Raw genomic sequence first — 16,281 nt, forward strand, 5'->3', positions numbered from 1 at the left:
GCACTGGCATCAATGCATTACTCTACGGGCAATAGATCTCAGCATTCCCATCTATTACAATCTTCCCATTTACCTCACATGTTGTTTCAAAAAAAACACGTCTCTTAACCATATCTATTCTTGTCACTACAACTATAGCTGTTACTGTATCATTAATATAAACAGGCCTTTTAAATTTAAGATTTTGAGAAACATATACGCACCCATACCCAGGTATTTTTGTTCCAAATAGAGCAGAAAAAAACCCAGCACTCAACAGCCCATGAGCTATTCTTTTTTTAAATCTTGAATTTTCCGCATGCGTATCACTCATATGCACGGGATTATTATCACCAGACAACCCCGCGAATGATTTCACATCGGAATCTGTTATAGTTTGAGAGTATGACGCACTCATTCCTACTTTTATATCTTCAATATTCACATGCATCTCCATTCATTTGTTACTTCCTCAGGATATCCACGGTGAAAATGTTTTACCCAAGGGTACGCAGGCTCATTAGAGCCATCTTGTAGTTTTATCTTAGAAGCAAGGCATATTTTTTTGGCTGGTGATCCAACATATACACAACCGGATTCAGCATTGCCTTTTATGCTAGAGTGAGCACCAACAAGAACGTTTTCTCCAATTGTTGCCCCTGGTAAGATTACGCTCATTGTTGCGACTACTGAATAATTTCCTATGGTAACACCTAGCAGTGTATTGCTTGGTGGGTGCGGGTCATTTGTTAAAACAACATAAGGAAAAATCCAGACAAAATCGCCAATTTTACTTTTCTGACCAATATGCACATTACTATGAAACCTTACAAAGTCACCAATTATACAATGCCCTTGTATATCGCTTAACGTACCTATCTGTAGATTCTTTCCTGCTATTGTTTTCTCTCTCACTGTTACTCTATGACCTGTTGCAAGGCCATCAGCAAACGTTGAACCTTCATAAAAAATACTATGTGATCTAATTAATGAATCTTTCCCTATAGATAACTCTTCACCATCTGAAAGATGGTTTGGTATTCCAATTTCGCAGTGAGACCCAATAACGGTATTGTCACCTATTTTTACGTTATCATGAATGATCGTGTATGGGCCAATTTCCACCCCTCTCCCAATTTTAGCTTTTTCTGAAACAATTGCCGTCCCATGTATTTTCATCTCTTACTCTCCATAAATTGCTCATGGGATCTAATATAGTCAGACTCATCATAATGCGCATCTGCCAAGACCATCAGCACACAATCTTCAGAAAAGTCATACATCTCTCGCCACATCATGGACTCAATCAAGAGTCCTTGTGCCGGATTATCTAAAAAAATCTCAATGTGCTCATTGCCATCATCCAAAAGAAAACGACATGATCCCCTAACCACAATTACCAACTGCCTAAGGTTCTTATGTGCATGCAGTCCACGACGGACATTAGGCTGAGTTCCAAATAGGTAATAGACCCTTCGTATTGTAAATGGTACATTTTTTTGATCTTCTAAAGAGACAAGGGATCCGCGTGCATCTCCATGCTTCTGAAGCTGAATTAACTTTATATCCATACAAATCACCTTATTTATTAGAGACCACTACCAAACCAAGAAAAGTCATGCCCTTGTTTATCTCTTGCAGAGACTATTGGTTTATTTTCTAATGGCCAATCAATTGCCAAATTTACATCACTCCAATTAATACAGCTTTCACTTTGTGGCATGTAATAGCTTGTTGCCTTGTAAAGCAATTCTGCCGAATCACTCAAAGTTAGAAATCCATGTGCAAAACCCTCAGGAATCCATAACTGTCTTTTATTATCTGCAGATAAGACGGCGCTGACCCATCGGCCAAATGTAGGTGACTCCTGTCGGATATCTACAGCCACATCGAAGACAGCACCGACAACACAGCGAACAAGCTTTCCTTGGGAGTATGGCAATGACTGATAATGCAGGCCACGCAGCACATTTTTGACGCTATGGCTGTGATTATCCTGTACGAAAGAGACTGGCCGACCGATAGCCTGCTCGAACTGGGCATGGTTGAAGCTTTCGAAGAAGAAGCCACGCTCGTCGCCAAACACCCGAGGCTCGATCAGCTTGACGTCGGCAATTGCCAGAGAAGTCACTTTCATCCTGCCACCTTCTCTTCCAGGATGCGTAGCAAATACTGACCGTAGCCATTTTTGGCCAAAGGCTGTGCCAGCGCTTCAAGTTGAGTCGCGTCGATCCAGCCTTTGCGATACGCGATTTCCTCCGGGCAGGCCACCTTAAGCCCCTGCCGGTTTTCCAGCGTGGCAATAAACTGGCTCGCCTCCAGCAACGACTCATGGGTACCGGTATCCAGCCAGGCGTAGCCGCGACCCATGATTTCTACATTCAGGCGGCCCTGCTCGAGGTAGAGACGATTCAGGTCGGTAATCTCCAGCTCACCGCGTGGCGATGGCTGCAAAGACTTGGCCAGTTCAACCACGTGCTGGTCGTAGAAATACAGGCCGGTGACCGCATAACTGGATTTTGGCTGCAGCGGCTTTTCCTCCAGCGACAAAACCTTGCCTTGCTCGTCAAACTCGGCCACGCCGTAGCGCTCCGGATCGTGTACGTGATAGGCAAAAACGCTGGCGCCTTCGCCCCGCGCCATGGCGTTGGCAAGCAGTTGGTGAAAGTCGTGGCCATAGAAGATATTGTCGCCCAGCACCAAGGCGGAAGGCGCACCCGCCAGAAAATCTTCTCCAATCAAAAAAGCCTGCGCCAGACCATCCGGGCTCGGCTGTACCGCGTAACTAAGCGAAAGCCCCCACTGACTACCGTCGCCTAGCAGTTGCTCGAAGCGTGGCGTGTCCTGCGGGGTGGAGATAATCAGGATCTCGCGGATGCCGGCGAGCATCAGCGTGCTCAGCGGGTAGTAGATCATCGGCTTATCGTAGATCGGCAGCAGTTGCTTGCTGACGGCACGCGTGGCTGGATACAGGCGGGTGCCGGAACCGCCAGCCAAGATGATACCTTTGCGTTGTGCTGTGTTCTGCATCGGATGGGTCCGTTTATCTGTGATTAACAAGTTGCTAAAGCGGATTGCTGGGCGCTGTAGAGTTGGTCGACCACGAGGTCAACCCCATCTTGCCAACGCGGCAAGGACAAGCCGAAGTTACGCATCAGCTTGCTGCAATCCAGCCTGGAATAGGCAGGCCTAGCGGCCGGCAACGGGTAGTCGTTACTGGTAATCGGCTTGATAGCTTCCGGCGTCAATTTGAGCGGATAGCCTTGCGCAATGGCCCGACGCACCACACGCTGGGCGTAAGCATGCCAGCTGGTTTCGCCTTGCGCGGTCAGATGGTAAGTGCCGTATTTAAACTTCTCGGTCGGGCGGTCATAACTTGAAATAATCTGCGCAGTCACATCTGCGATCAGCGCGGCGCTGGTTGGCGCGCCGATCTGGTCGGCCACCACATTCAACTGATCACGCTCATGCGCGAGGCGCAACATGGTCTTGAGGAAGTTCGCACCATGCACACCGAACACCCAACCGGTACGCAAGATTAAGTGGTGGCCGGTTGCCTCGCGGACGGCCTGCTCGCCTAGCCACTTGCTTTGCCCGTACACCGACTTCGGCGCAGGCACATCATCTTCCAGCCAAGGGAGGTCACCCTCGCCACTGAAGACGTAATCTGTTGAGTAATGAATGAGCAAGGCATCATGCGCAGCAGCCCACTTGGCCAATACGCCGGGGGCTGCTGCGTTCACCGCCATCGCGGCAGCGGCATCCCCTTCCGCCTTGTCTACCGCGGTGTAAGCCGCCGGGTTGACAATGATCCTCGGCTGCACCTGATCGAGCACACGCTCTATTGCTGCAGGGTCAGCCAAGTCCAGCGTCTCACGCGTATACGCACACACTCTGCCCAGCGGAGCCAAAGCCCGCCGCAACTCAAAACCTAGCTGCCCATTGGTGCCGGTAATTAATATCTTGTTCATTTAAATTCTCATGGCCAATTGCTTAACAACCTGGCTCTAGTCGGTTTGGTTGATAAGAAATACCCAAAATATCCGTTCAACCGTACTGCTTTTGCACCCATGTGCGATACGCACCGCTGGTGACATTACCCACCCAGCCAGAGTTGGCCAAATACCACTGCACCGTCTTGCGAATGCCGGTTTCAAAGGTCTCGGCGGGCTTCCAGCCCAACTCGCGCTCAAGCTTGCGGGCATCAATCGCGTAGCGGCGATCGTGCCCAGGGCGATCAGCAACGTAGGTCATCTGTGTGCTGTAACTCGTACCGTCGGCACGCGGAGAAAGCTCGTCGAGCAGTGCGCAGAGGGTGTGAACCACTTCAAGATTGGGCTTTTCGTTCCAGCCGCCGACGTTATAGGTTTCGCCCAAACGGCCGGCTTCGAGCACGCGGCGGATGGCGCTGCAGTGGTCTTTGACATACAGCCAGTCGCGTATCTGCTGTCCGTCGCCGTAGATGGGCAGCGGTTTGCCGGCGAGCGCATTGAGGATGACCAGCGGAATCAGCTTCTCGGGGAAGTGGTAAGGTCCGTAGTTATTGCTGCAGTTGGTGGTCAGCACCGGCAAGCCGTAAGTGTGGTGCCAGGCGCGCACCAGATGGTCGGAGGCGGCTTTGGATGCCGAGTACGGACTATTGGGCTCGACGCGGTGGGTTTCACTAAACGGCGCATCGTCGAGGGCTAGTGTGCCGTACACCTCGTCGGTGGAAACGTGCAAAAAGCGGAAGGCTTGCTTCTGTGTCGTCGGCAGCTCGTTCCAGTAGCCGCGCACCGATTCCAGCAGATTGAAGGTGCCGACGATATTGGTCTGGATAAAGTCGCCCGGGCCGTGGATGGAGCGATCGACATGGCTCTCAGCGGCAAAGTTGATCACCGCACGCGGCTGATGTTCGGCCAATAGTTTGCCGACCAGTTCGCGGTCACCGATGTCGCCGCGAACGAAAATGTGGCTCAAATCGCCATCCAGCGATTTGAGCGTATCGAGGTTGCCAGCGTAGGTGAGGGCATCAAGATTAACCACCGGCTCTTCACATTGTGCGAGCCAGTCGAGTACAAAATTAGCGCCGATAAAACCGGCACCGCCGGTGACGAGAATAGTCATTTCAAAAATCCAATGTCTAAATTTTGTTGAATAGCGCCGCAGCCAGCAAGCCGGCATTTCCAAGCCTGGTCTGTCGGTAAAAATTACCATCACGGAAGGCAGCTAACCTGCTTAATAAATTTCCGTGATGTACACGCTCAAATTCTGTAAGTACAGCCTGATTGCGCTCTGGCATCAACGGCACGATGGATTGCAGTGCCCGCAAATGTTGTGCACCCCATTGTTTGAAGCGTCCGCGTTTCAGCATCTTTACTCGCTCCAAGCGGGCTTGCCAGCTCATATTCGAACCGACAATATTGTTGCCATGCTGGCGGTAATCCAGGCTCGGTTGCGCATCATAATAAACGCGCCCGCCTACCGCTGCCGTCGCGATATACACCCACCAGTCGTGGCTGACCACATCGACACACCCTGCCTGCTGGCAAACCTCTCTGGCGGCGCGATTCATCACCATGGTGTTTCCCCCGCCAATACTCTGCACCAGGGCATTCGAAAAGGAAGGCGCGCGGGTGAAAAGCGGTGAAAATCCAAGCGAATTGCCGCCATCATCCACCAGATGCGTCCGGCTACAATACAAAGCCGGTACGTTCGCAGGCTGAGTGCGCAACCAGCTCAAGGCACGACTGAGCTTATCCGCATGCCAGACATCGTCCTGGTCCGAAAAACAAAAATAATCCGCCTCTATTTCAGCAGAGCACAGCAGCGAAAGAAAATTATGGCAAAACCCTCGCTGCGGGCCATCAACTACTTTCACGGGCCGGTCATTTTCATTTTGGAAATCTTGCAACAGTAGTTGCGTCCCATCCGAAGAACCATCATCTGAAACATGTAATGACCAGTTTTCATAGGACTGTGCTAAAAATGACTGTAATTGAGCCGTTAGGTATCGTTCACCGTTATATGCCCCCATTAAAATGGCGACATGACCCATACGCTCTTTATTCATTACGAAGCATCTTTTCTATATGAAAAAAATTTAATACCTTGCCTTACAAAATATCTCTTGAACTATCCGATTGGTAGCCAGGATCGCTACTCAATAAGACCAATTTTTTAGGCACCCTGAACCTAACTAATCTACGATATGCCCACACATAAGCGATCACAAACAATATGGTACAAAGCTGCAGTGCCCATTGAACCCTCCAGAACAGCAAGGCGGGCATGATTGAACACAGCGCACCCCCCCATAAATAAGGCGCAGTCTGACTATTTCTGCGCGTGAGGTGCTTCGCTTCTTTACTGCCCACCATCCAGCGCACCAGCCTTTTGTACACCATCTGATGAAAATGCAGGCTATCCGGCAAGCCGGCAGCGCTCTTCCGCCATTTACGCCGCCAGATAGAAAACAGCGTTTCAAATACCGGGTAAATCAGCAATAGCAGCGGAAACCATGGCGACACCACGCCAAGGTGGCGTGCTACCAGCAACACCGCCAGCTCAGCCAAAATAAAGCCCGCTAGATAAGCCCCCGCATCCCCCGCGAAAATCAAACCGCGCGGAAAATTCCATACTAAAAAGCCCAACATGCTGCCGACCATGGCCAGGCTTAGCGCCAGCAAAGGCATATCGCCCACCGCCAGCGAGACGATGGCACCGGCTACCAGCACCTAACCTTTTTGGTCAGGTCTTCCACCAGCCCGGCGATAAACACCGGCGCACCGGCGAGCAATACCCCCCAAAACAGGTGGTTTTCAGACGGTTGCGCCCACAGCATCACGATGCCGCCTGCCAGCAGGCCGGCCAGCATAGGCACACCCCCAATACGCGGCGTGGGGGTGGCGTGGAATTTTTGCACCCCGCCCAGATCATGATCCATGGTGAGGCGGGCGTGCAGGTGTTGGGTACGGATCAGCACAATGCCGACCGCGAGCGAAGCAAGTAAGGCGCAAAACAAAACGGTCAGTAGCATGACAAATCTTCCAAAATTCAAAGCCTTCCAAAAAGGGCGCATAAAACGCTGCGGCGAATTCTACCCGCTGCGCCCCCTTTATTGAAGCCGCGGGTTAAAATCACTGCTGCTTTTCTGCCTCTGCCGGTTTATTTCATGTTCGAATCGCTGTTGTCGTTCTCCCGCCATCACAAGATGGCGCTATTGATGTTGCTGGATGCGCTATTGCTGCCGCTGGCGCTGGTCTCGGCGGTGCTGCTGCGCCTGGGCGGTAGCTGGGACCCTAAACTCACGCCGTTTTGGTGGCTGTTTATGGTGGCGCCATTGTGGGTGGTGCCCATTTTTATCAAGCTGGGCTTGTATCGCGCCGCACTCAAATATGTGGACGACAAGATCGTGCTCACCATCTTCAGCGGCGTGTCGCTGACGGTGCTGGTGCTGATGGCGGTGATTGTGATGGCCGGCATTACGCCGTTTCCGCGCACCTCCATCATCATCTTCTGGGTGTTTGCCATGGCGTATATCGGTGCCAGCCGCTTCTTGCTGCGCGGGCTGGTGCGGCGCATCGATGCGGTGGATGCACCACGCGAGCCAGTGATCATCTATGGTGCCGGCCATGCCGGCATCCAGCTGATGCTGGCGCTGCAAGCCGGACGCGAATACCGCCCGATGGCCTTTATCGACGACCAGCCGCAACTATGGCGCCACACCTTCCGCGGTCTGGCCGTGCATGCACCGGCCGAGCTGGCGCTTTTGGTGCAAGAGCTTTCCCCCAAAGCCATTTTGCTGGCCATGCCTTCGGTCAGCCGCGCCCGCCAGCGTGAAATCCTGCAGCAACTGGAGCGCTATCGCGTACCGATCAAGCAACTGCCCGGCATGGCCGAGCTGGTTAGCGGTGAAGTTCGGGTGGATGCATTGCGTGAAGTCGAGGTGGAAGACCTGCTCGGGCGCGAGCCGGTGCCGCCGCGCGCCGAATTGCTGGCCGCCAATATCAGCGGCAAGGTGGTGCTGGTGACCGGCGCCGGCGGCTCGATCGGCTCCGAGCTGTGCCGCCAGATTCTAATGCTGGCACCGCGCCAGTTGCTGCTGTTCGAACAGTCCGAGTTTGCGCTGTATGCCATCCATCAGGAGCTGAGCCAGGCCGCGCCGGCCCTGATCGTTACTCCGCTGTTGGGCTCGGTCACCGACTATGAGCGCCTGCTGTCGGTGATGACGTGCTTTAAGGTCAACACGGTCTATCACGCTGCCGCTTACAAGCATGTGCCCATGGTCGAACACAACCCGGTGGCCGGCATCCTCAACAATGCCTTCGGCACCCAGACCTGCGCGCAGGCGGCCGAGGCAGCCGGGGTTGATACTTTTGTCTTGATCTCGACCGACAAGGCGGTACGCCCGACCAATGTTATGGGCGCGACCAAGCGTCTGGCCGAGCTGACGCTGCAGGCCAAGAGCCATGCCGGCAGCCGCACGCGCTTTGTGATGGTGCGCTTCGGTAATGTACTGGGCAGCTCGGGCTCGGTGGTGCCACTGTTCAAACGCCAGATAGCCGGCGGCGGGCCGATCACCCTCACCCACCCCGATATTACCCGTTACTTTATGACCATCCCCGAAGCCGCCCAGCTGGTGATCCAGGCCGGCGCCATGGGCGAAGGCGGTGATGTGTTTGTGCTGGATATGGGCGAGCCGGTCAAGATCATTGATCTGGCGCGGCGCATGGTGCATCTGTCGGGGCTGGAGCTTAAAGACGAGGCGCACCCGCACGGCGATATCGAAATCCGCTGCACCGGCCTCAGACCCGGCGAAAAGCTGTACGAGGAGCTGTTGATCGGCGACAACACCCTGCCGACCCATCACCCGCGCATTCTGCGCGCAGAGGAACACCTGCTGCCCGAGGCCGAGCTGCAAGCCCATATGAGCAAACTCAAGCGGGCCTGCGACGAGCTGGATGCCGAAACGGCATTTAGCCTGATGCAGCAGGTGGTGGCGGAATTCAATGCTGCCCCCAAGACCGTAGACTGGGTCGCGCAGCAAGGCTAGCGGCAGACGCCCCCCCCTCATCCGGCGCTTGCGCGCCACCTTCTCCCCCCGGGAGAAGGCATGCTGGCGGCTTTGGCGCAGGGTCTGCGGCTGATGGGTTTTCCGACTCCTGCCATAGCCGGCGACGTTGCCACGATGCCTCCCTCGCCCGCTTGCCGGGAGAAGGTCGGGGTGAGGGCTTGATGCTGCCCCCCTCCCCACAAAAAATCCCCGGCACGTTCCGGGGATTTTTGCGTCTGCTCAGTATTTAGGCTTGGCCGCCGCATCAGCCGGTGCCGGCGCTGGCGGTTTACTGCCAGGCATGGCAGGTTTAGCCGGAGAGGTGGTTTTGGCCGCTGGCATCGCGGGTTTGCCCGGGCCGACGCTTAAGTCTTTGCGCAACATGTCCATGGTTTTATCGCCGATGCCCGGCACATTATTCAGATCTTCCACCGTTTTGAACGGGCCGTTCTTGGTACGGAAATCGATGATCGCCTTGGCTTTAGCCGGGCCAATACCATTAAGCGCTTCCAGTTCGGCCTGGCTTGCACTATTAAGATTGACCGCTGCCAGCGCGGTAGAGGACAGCAACAGGGCGCCGAGCAACCCGGCAAACAGTTTCTTCATTGCACCGACTCCTTCATGATCAAGCAGCCCGAATGGCTGCCAAAGCACTATAGGATTATTCGTACAGAATTTCAGGAGGCAAAAAATATCGCGGCTGAAGCCGCTCCTACACCGGTCTAGCCTGTAGGAGCGGCTTCAGCCGCGAGCAGTCACTTCAGCCGCGATGGCGGCTTACCAGACTTTCAGGTATCCCAGCATGCCTTCCGCGGCCTGGCGGCCTTCGAATACCGCGCGCACGACCAGATCGGCACCGCGCACCATATCGCCACCGGCAAAGACCTTGGGGTTGCTGGTCTGGTGCTTGAAGGCGGCGTGTTCAGGGGCGATGGTGCGGCCACGCTCGTCGCTGAGAATGTTTGCGCTATCGAACCAGGGGGCCGCTTCTGCCTGAAAGCCGAAAGCGATGATGACATGATCGCAAGCGATGGTTTCTTCGCTGCCGGCCACCACTTCGGCATTGCGCCGGCCCTTGGCGTCCGGCGCACCCAGGCGCGTTTCGGCCAGCGTCAGCAGCAAGCTGCCATCTTCGGCCTTGGCAATGGCCAGCGGCTGGCGATTCCACTGAAACTCGACGCCCTCTTCGCGCGCGTTGCCCACTTCCCGTTTGGAGCCCGGCATATTCGCCTCGTCGCGGCGATAGGCGCAAATCACGCGCTTTGCGCCCTGGCGGATGGCGGTGCGGTTGCAATCCATGGCGGTGTCGCCACCGCCCAGCACCACCACGCGCTTGCCGGCCATGGTGACGGCGGCTTCGTCCGGTCCCAGTGTGCCCATGCTCTGGCGCACATTGTTAATCAGGAACGGCAGCGCCTCCATCACGCCGGACAGGCTTTCACCCTCAAAGCCGCCCTTCATATACTTGTAGGCGCCCATACCCATGAATACCGCGTCGTAATCGGCCAGCAGCGTATCCATGCTGATGTCGCGACCGATCTCGGTGTTCAGGCGGAATTCGACGCCCATGCCTTCCATGATTTCGCGCCGGCGCGCCACCACGCTCTTTTCCAGCTTGAACTCGGGAATGCCGAAAGTCAGCAGGCCGCCGATTTCTTCGTAGCGGTCAAACACCACCGGCCGCACGCCGTTACGCACCAGCACATCGGCGCAAGCAAGGCCGGCCGGGCCGGCGCCGATCACTGCGACCTTTTTATCGGTCCACACCACCTTGGACATATCCGGACGCCAGCCGGCCTTATAGGCTTCGTCGGTGATGTATTTCTCGATACTGCCGATGGTGACCGCACCGAAATTACCCTGCTCCAGCGTACACGCGCCTTCGCACAATCGGTCTTGCGGGCAGACGCGACCACAAATTTCGGGCAGGGAGTTGGTCTGGTGCGACATTTCGGCCGCTTCGAATAAACGTCCTTCCTTCACCAGCTTGAGCCAGTTCGGGATGTAGTTGTGCACCGGGCACTCCCACTCGCAATACGGGTTGCCGCAGGACAGGCAACGCCCGGCCTGGTCTACCGCATCCACCGGGTGCAGCGGGGTATAGATTTCCTTGAACTCGATTTTACGCACCGCGGCCTCGACCTTGTCGCCGGGGTTGCGGGAGAGCTTCATAAACTGGAATACGTCGTTGGGCATTTTGTGTTCCCTCGTGCAGCAAGGAGTGGGGAGTAGGAAGAGGAGAGTCAAATCGTCCCATCCCTACACCGCTCACTCACCGAATTTTTCCACAGCCTAGCCTTTAAGCCGGCCCTGACTGGTCGTTTTTCAATTTGTATCGCAGCCGGTTGATCAACGCTGACAATAAGCGCCCGCAACTGGCAAGCAAGGAAAAAACAGGGTGCTCGGGCAGTAGAAAGTTCAAGCGTACGGATAGCTCCAACTGAGTATCCAGCTCGCTCAAAGAGCCGCGGGCTATCACCAGAAAGTGCAGATAATCCCGCGTTGTCGCTCGGGCAGCACCCTCGGCAATATTCGAGGGAATAGACACCGCCGCCCGGCGCATCTGGCCACTCAGACCGAAACGCTCGTCAACCGGGAAAGTACTCGTCAACGGGTAGACCATTTCAACCAGTACCATACCCTGTTGCCAGACATCCAACTGCTTGTGCGGCTTCTCCACGCCCTACTCCCTACTCCCCACTCCCGCCTTAATCCTTCAACAGCGATTCCAACTTCGCCGCCTTGGGCTTCACCAGCCAGAAGTAATCGACATAGTCGTCGAAGTTTTCCAGCATGGCGCGGCCGGTTTCCGAACCGGTCAGTTCGACATGCTTGGCAATCTTCTCCAACAGATAGGCGCGGTACATGCCCATCGCTTCGCCGTTGATCAGATTGATGTCGATCAGCTCGTTGTTGTAGCGATAAGGGAAGCGTTCGTTCTTGTCGTAGACGAAGGCAAAGCCGCCAGTCATGCCGGCACCGAAGTTGTAGCCGGTTTCACCCAGTACGATCACCGTGCCGCCGGTCATGTATTCGCAGCAATGGTCACCTGCGCCCTCGATCACCGCCAGTGCGCCCGAGTTCCTCACCCCGAAGCGCTCGCCGGCCACGCCAGCCGCGAACAGCTGGCCGCCGGTTGCACCATACAAGCAGGTGTTGCCCACGATGATGGACTCGCTGGCGCGATAACTTGCATTCTTGGGTGGATAGATGGTCACGCGGCCACCGGCCATGCCCTTGCCGACATAGTCGTTGGCGTCGCCTTCCAGCTCCAGATGCAGGCCTGGCGCATTCCATACGCCGAAGCTTTGTCCGGCCGAGCCGTTGAACTTGACCTTGAGGCAGCCAAACGGCAGGCCGGCAGCGCCGTGTACGCGGGCAATTTCACCCGACAGGCGCGCACCGATGGAGCGGTGGATGTTTTCGATCGGATACTCGAGCTGCAACATCTGCGTATTGTGGATGGCGCTGCGCGCATCATTCAGGATGGCCTCGGCCAGCTCGCCCTTATCAAACGAAGGGTTGGAAGCCTCCAGACAGAAGCGCGGTTCGCTGTCTGGCACAGTGCCCTGGCTGAGCAAAGGCGATAGATCCAGCTTGTGCTGTTTATCGCCGCTACCGGATTGCAGCTCCAACAACTCCATGCGGCCGATCAGCTCTTCCATGGTGCGCACGCCCAGCTTGGCCATCCACTCGCGGGTTTCGCGCGCGATGAACAGGAAGTAGTTCATCACCATTTCCGGCAGGCCGATAAAGTACTTGGAGCGCAGCTTGATTTCCTGCGTGGCCACGCCGGTCGCACAGTTGTTCAGATGGCAGATGCGCAGGTATTTGCAACCCAGCGCCACCATCGGGCCAGTGCCAAAGCCAAAGCTTTCCGCGCCCATGATCGCGGCCTTGACTACATCGAGGCCGGTCTTGAGGCCGCCATCGGTCTGTACCCGCACCCGGCCGCGCAGGCCGTTGGCGCGCAGCACTTGCTGCGCCTCGGTCAGGCCCAGCTCCCACGGGGTGCCGGCATATTTCACCGAGGTCAGGGGGGAAGCGCCCGTGCCACCATCGTAACCGGAGATGGTGATCAGGTCGGCATAGGCCTTGGCCACGCCGGCGGCAATGGTGCCCACGCCCGGCTCAGCCACCAACTTGACCGACACCAGCGCCGTCGGGTTGACCTGTTTCAAGTCAAAAATCAGCTGGGCCAAGTCTTCGATCGAATAAATATCATGGTGCGGTGGCGGTGAAATCAGGCTCACACCTTCCTTGGCGTGGCGCAGGCGCGCGATCAGGCCGGACACCTTGTCGCCCGGCAGCTGGCCGCCCTCGCCCGGCTTGGCGCCTTGCGCAACCTTGATCTGCAGCACTTCGGCATTGACCAGATAATGCGGGGTGACGCCGAAACGACCGGAAGCCACCTGCTTGATCTTGGACATTTTCTCGGTGCCGTAGCGCGCCGCGTCTTCGCCGCCCTCGCCCGAGTTGGAACGCCCGCCCAGACGGTTCATCGCGATGGCCAGCGCCTCGTGTGCCTCGGGGCTTAAGGCGCCCAGCGACATACCGGCCGAATCGAAACGCTTGAGGATGGCCTCGATCGGTTCGACCTCATCCAGCGGAATCGGCGTCGCAGCCAGCTTGAGCTCCATCAGGTCGCGGAACATGGCGACCGGACGGCTGTTCACCAGATGGGCATAGGTCTGGTAGGCATCGTAGTCGTCGTTCTGCACGGCTTTTTGCAGCTGCGTCACCACGTCCGGGTTGTAGGCGTGATATTCCTCGCCATGCACATACTTGAGCAGGCCGCCATGACTGATCGGGCGCATCGGGTTGAAGGCGAAGCGCGCCAGCTTTTTCTGGTCCTCTTCAAACTCGTCAAAACCAGCACCCGACAGGCGCGACACCGTGCCCTTGAGGCACAGCTCCACCACTTCTTCGTGGATACCGATTGCCTCGAACAACTGGCCGCCGCGATAGCTGGCGATGGTCGACACCCCCATCTTGGACAGTACCTTGAGCAAGCCCTTATTGATGCCCTTGCGGTAGTGCTGCAGCGCTTCGTTGATCTTGCACTTCACATCCCCGGCATTCACCAGACCGATAATGCTCTGATAGGCCAGGTAAGGATAAACCGCGGTCGCGCCATAGCCGATCAGGCAGGCCATCTGGTGCGCATCCCGCACAGTACCGGTCTCAAGCACGATATTGGTCTTGCAACGCAGGCCGGCGTCGATCAGCGCGTGATGTACGGCACCGGTCGCGAACAGGGCATGGATAGGCAGGCGGGTCGCGCTCAGATTGCGGTCGGACAACACCACCACTACCGTGCCTTCGCGCACGGCCGCCAGCACATGCTGGCACAGCTTTTCCAGCGCGCCTTGCAGGCCGGATTCAGTCGGGTCGTAGCACAGATCAAAGCGGGTCGATTTGAGATGCGCCTCGGGGCGCGTCGTCACGCGCACGAATTTTTCGTGGCTGAGCACCGGGCTGCGGACTTCCAGCCGCTTGGCGTGCTCGGCACTTTCCTCGAACATATTGCGCTCGGGGCCGAACACCGAGTTCAGCGACATCACCACCGCTTCGCGTATCGGGTCGATAGGCGGGTTGGTCACCTGGGCAAACTGCTGACGCAGATAATCGAACGGCGAACGCACTTTTTGCGACAGCACCGCCATCGGCGTGTCGTCGCCCATGGAGCCCACCGCCTCCTGACCGTCTTCGGCCAGTACGCGCAGAATCTGGTCGCGCTCTTCAAAGCTGAGGTTGAACTGCTTCTGATAGGTCAGGAGCTGGTCCGCACTCATCGCCTCGAGGCTGGAGTCGTCTTCTATCGACAGCTCCAGATACTGCGCCGAATCCTTGATCCACTGGCGGTAAGGCTTGGCGCTCTTAAGCTGGGCATCGATTTCTTCCGGCAGCAACAGCTCGCCGGTGCACAGATCGGCAGCAAACAACTGCCCCGGCTTGACGCGGCCCTTCTTCGCCACATCCTCGGGACGGTAATCCCACACCCCGACTTCCGAGGCGATGGTCAGCACATTATCTTTAGTCAGCACCCAGCGCGCCGGACGCAAGCCGTTACGATCCAGCATACAGGCGGCGTAGCGGCCGTCGGTCAGCACAATGCCGGCCGGGCCATCCCATGGCTCCATATGCATGGAGTTGAATTCGTAAAAAGCGCGCAGATCCTTGTCGGTGGAGTCCACATTCTGCCAGGCCGGCGGCACCAACAGGCGCAAGGCGCGGAACAGCGGAATGCCGCCCATCAGCAGGCCTTCGAGCATATTGTCCAGACTCATGGAGTCGGAGCCGTCGGTCTGCACGATGGGGCGTACCGCATCCATGTCCAGATGTTCGGATGCCATGATCTGCTCGCGCGCACGCGCCCAATGGCGGTTGCCCGATACGGTATTGATCTCGCCGTTGTGGGCGAGGAAACGGAAGGGCTGGGCCAGCTTCCACTGCGGCCAGGTATTGGTCGAGAAGCGCTGGTGGAAGACCGAGAGGCTGGATTCGAAACGCTCATCCTGCAAGTCGAGGAAGAAACGGGACAGATTGTCCGGTGTCACCAGACCCTTGTACGACAAGGTATGCGGCGACAGGGTAGGCAGATAGAAATAAGGATCGTCAGCCTTGTTGGCCTTCTCGGCCAGACGGCGTGCCATATACAGGCGGCGCTGGAAAGTCGGCTCGTCCATGCCGAACGGGCAATTGACAAACACCTGCACGATGGCCGGCAGGCTGGCGAGTGCGGCTTCGCCGCAAGCGCTGTCATCGGTCGGCACCTCGCGAAAACCGGCGACTTCCAGACCTTGCTCTTCCAGATGCTCCTTCAGCCGGCGCAGGCTTTTCTGGCCAAGTGTCGCGTCAGGGTGGTGAAATACCAGACCGGCAGCGTACACTGGCTTGAGCGTGATGCCGGCAGCTTGCGCGACCTGACGTAAAAAACCGTCCGGCTTACGGAACAGCAAGCCGCAACCGTCACCCGATTTGCCATCGGCGGCAACGGCGCCGCGATGAGTCAGTTTGGCGAGCGAGGAAATGGCCGTTTTGACCAGCCAGTGGCTGGGTTTATCGTCCATCTGGGCGATCAGACCGAAACCGCAACTATCCTGTTCGAAATCCGGGCGGTACAAAGTACCTTCCAACCAGCGCTGTCTATCCATATTGTTGCCTGCTGATAATGTAAAACGAATGATTCGATTCTAAGGTCAAGTGAGGCAGAATCGCAACCCGAATTTGTGCGACGCGATAATTCATTACTATCAAGCACTTAC

General features: G+C 56.4%; 15 protein-coding genes. 1 reads left to right on the forward strand and 14 read right to left on the reverse strand.

Annotated elements, in window-relative coordinates:
* Positions 1-22 precede the first annotated feature (22 nt).
* The 10 genes from M3P88_RS09835 to M3P88_RS09880 all read right to left on the reverse strand — a co-directional run bounded on the left by M3P88_RS09835 (position 23) and on the right by M3P88_RS09880 (position 6,997).
* A complete protein-coding gene (locus tag M3P88_RS09835) occupies positions 23-424 on the reverse strand; it encodes a MaoC family dehydratase (RefSeq protein ID WP_502798954.1) in 402 nt (133 codons plus the stop codon).
* On the reverse strand, positions 421-1,158 hold the full coding sequence (locus M3P88_RS09840; protein WP_249615872.1) for an N-acetyltransferase: 738 nt from the start codon (positions 1,156-1,158) through the stop codon (positions 421-423). Before M3P88_RS09840 ends, M3P88_RS09835 begins: the two co-directional genes overlap by 4 nt.
* A complete protein-coding gene (locus M3P88_RS09845; protein ID WP_249615873.1) occupies positions 1,155-1,550 on the reverse strand; it encodes a sugar 3,4-ketoisomerase in 396 nt (131 codons plus the stop codon). The genes M3P88_RS09840 and M3P88_RS09845 overlap by 4 nt, the downstream gene beginning before the upstream one ends.
* A 17-nt stretch (positions 1,551-1,567) precedes the next feature.
* Positions 1,568-2,116: a dTDP-4-dehydrorhamnose 3,5-epimerase gene (rfbC, locus tag M3P88_RS09850; protein ID WP_249615874.1), complete on the reverse strand. Its 549-nt coding sequence runs from the start codon at positions 2,114-2,116 to the stop codon at positions 1,568-1,570.
* Positions 2,113-3,009, reverse strand: a complete 897-nt coding sequence (gene rfbA, locus M3P88_RS09855) for a glucose-1-phosphate thymidylyltransferase RfbA (protein ID WP_249615875.1) — start codon at positions 3,007-3,009, stop codon at positions 2,113-2,115. Before rfbA ends, rfbC begins: the two co-directional genes overlap by 4 nt.
* Positions 3,010-3,032: 23 nt before the next feature.
* Positions 3,033-3,950, reverse strand: a complete 918-nt coding sequence (rfbD, locus tag M3P88_RS09860; protein WP_249615876.1) for a dTDP-4-dehydrorhamnose reductase — start codon at positions 3,948-3,950, stop codon at positions 3,033-3,035.
* Between the two features lie 76 nt (positions 3,951-4,026).
* Positions 4,027-5,085 carry a dTDP-glucose 4,6-dehydratase gene (gene rfbB / locus M3P88_RS09865; protein WP_249615877.1) on the reverse strand — a complete coding sequence of 353 codons (1,059 nt, stop codon included), beginning with the start codon at positions 5,083-5,085 and terminating at the stop codon, positions 4,027-4,029.
* Between the two features lie 16 nt (positions 5,086-5,101).
* Positions 5,102-6,031 carry a glycosyltransferase family 2 protein gene (locus M3P88_RS09870; protein WP_249615878.1) on the reverse strand — a complete coding sequence of 310 codons (930 nt, stop codon included), beginning with the start codon at positions 6,029-6,031 and terminating at the stop codon, positions 5,102-5,104.
* A 43-nt stretch (positions 6,032-6,074) separates the two neighbouring features.
* Positions 6,075-6,695: a glycosyl transferase family 4 gene (locus M3P88_RS09875; RefSeq protein ID WP_249615879.1), complete on the reverse strand. Its 621-nt coding sequence runs from the start codon at positions 6,693-6,695 to the stop codon at positions 6,075-6,077.
* Positions 6,686-6,997, reverse strand: coding sequence for an MraY family glycosyltransferase (locus M3P88_RS09880; RefSeq protein ID WP_249615880.1), 312 nt, complete (start codon positions 6,995-6,997; stop codon positions 6,686-6,688). Before M3P88_RS09880 ends, M3P88_RS09875 begins: the two co-directional genes overlap by 10 nt.
* A gap of 135 nt (positions 6,998-7,132) precedes the next feature.
* Here M3P88_RS09880 and M3P88_RS09885 point away from each other — a divergent pair, with 135 nt between their 5' ends.
* Complete coding sequence (locus M3P88_RS09885) at positions 7,133-9,013, forward strand: polysaccharide biosynthesis protein (protein ID WP_249615881.1); 1,881 nt, start codon at positions 7,133-7,135, stop codon at positions 9,011-9,013.
* 240 nt (positions 9,014-9,253) lie between these two features.
* Here the strand turns inward: M3P88_RS09885 and M3P88_RS09890 are convergent, their stop codons facing one another.
* The 4 genes from M3P88_RS09890 to gltB all read right to left on the reverse strand — a co-directional run bounded on the left by M3P88_RS09890 (position 9,254) and on the right by gltB (position 16,170).
* Positions 9,254-9,619, reverse strand: a complete 366-nt coding sequence (locus tag M3P88_RS09890; protein WP_249615882.1) for a ComEA family DNA-binding protein — start codon at positions 9,617-9,619, stop codon at positions 9,254-9,256.
* Positions 9,620-9,790: 171 nt separating this feature from the next.
* Positions 9,791-11,209 carry a glutamate synthase small subunit GltD family protein gene (locus M3P88_RS09895; protein ID WP_249615883.1) on the reverse strand — a complete coding sequence of 473 codons (1,419 nt, stop codon included), beginning with the start codon at positions 11,207-11,209 and terminating at the stop codon, positions 9,791-9,793.
* Between the two features lie 103 nt (positions 11,210-11,312).
* Positions 11,313-11,693 carry a four helix bundle protein gene (locus M3P88_RS09900; protein ID WP_249615884.1) on the reverse strand — a complete coding sequence of 127 codons (381 nt, stop codon included), beginning with the start codon at positions 11,691-11,693 and terminating at the stop codon, positions 11,313-11,315.
* A gap of 28 nt (positions 11,694-11,721) precedes the next feature.
* On the reverse strand, positions 11,722-16,170 hold the full coding sequence (gene gltB, locus M3P88_RS09905; protein WP_249615885.1) for a glutamate synthase large subunit: 4,449 nt from the start codon (positions 16,168-16,170) through the stop codon (positions 11,722-11,724).
* Between the last annotated feature and the right edge of the window lie 111 nt (positions 16,171-16,281).

Source organism: Craterilacuibacter sp. RT1T, from assembly GCF_023502145.1.
GTDB lineage: Bacteria > Pseudomonadota > Gammaproteobacteria > Burkholderiales > Chromobacteriaceae > Craterilacuibacter.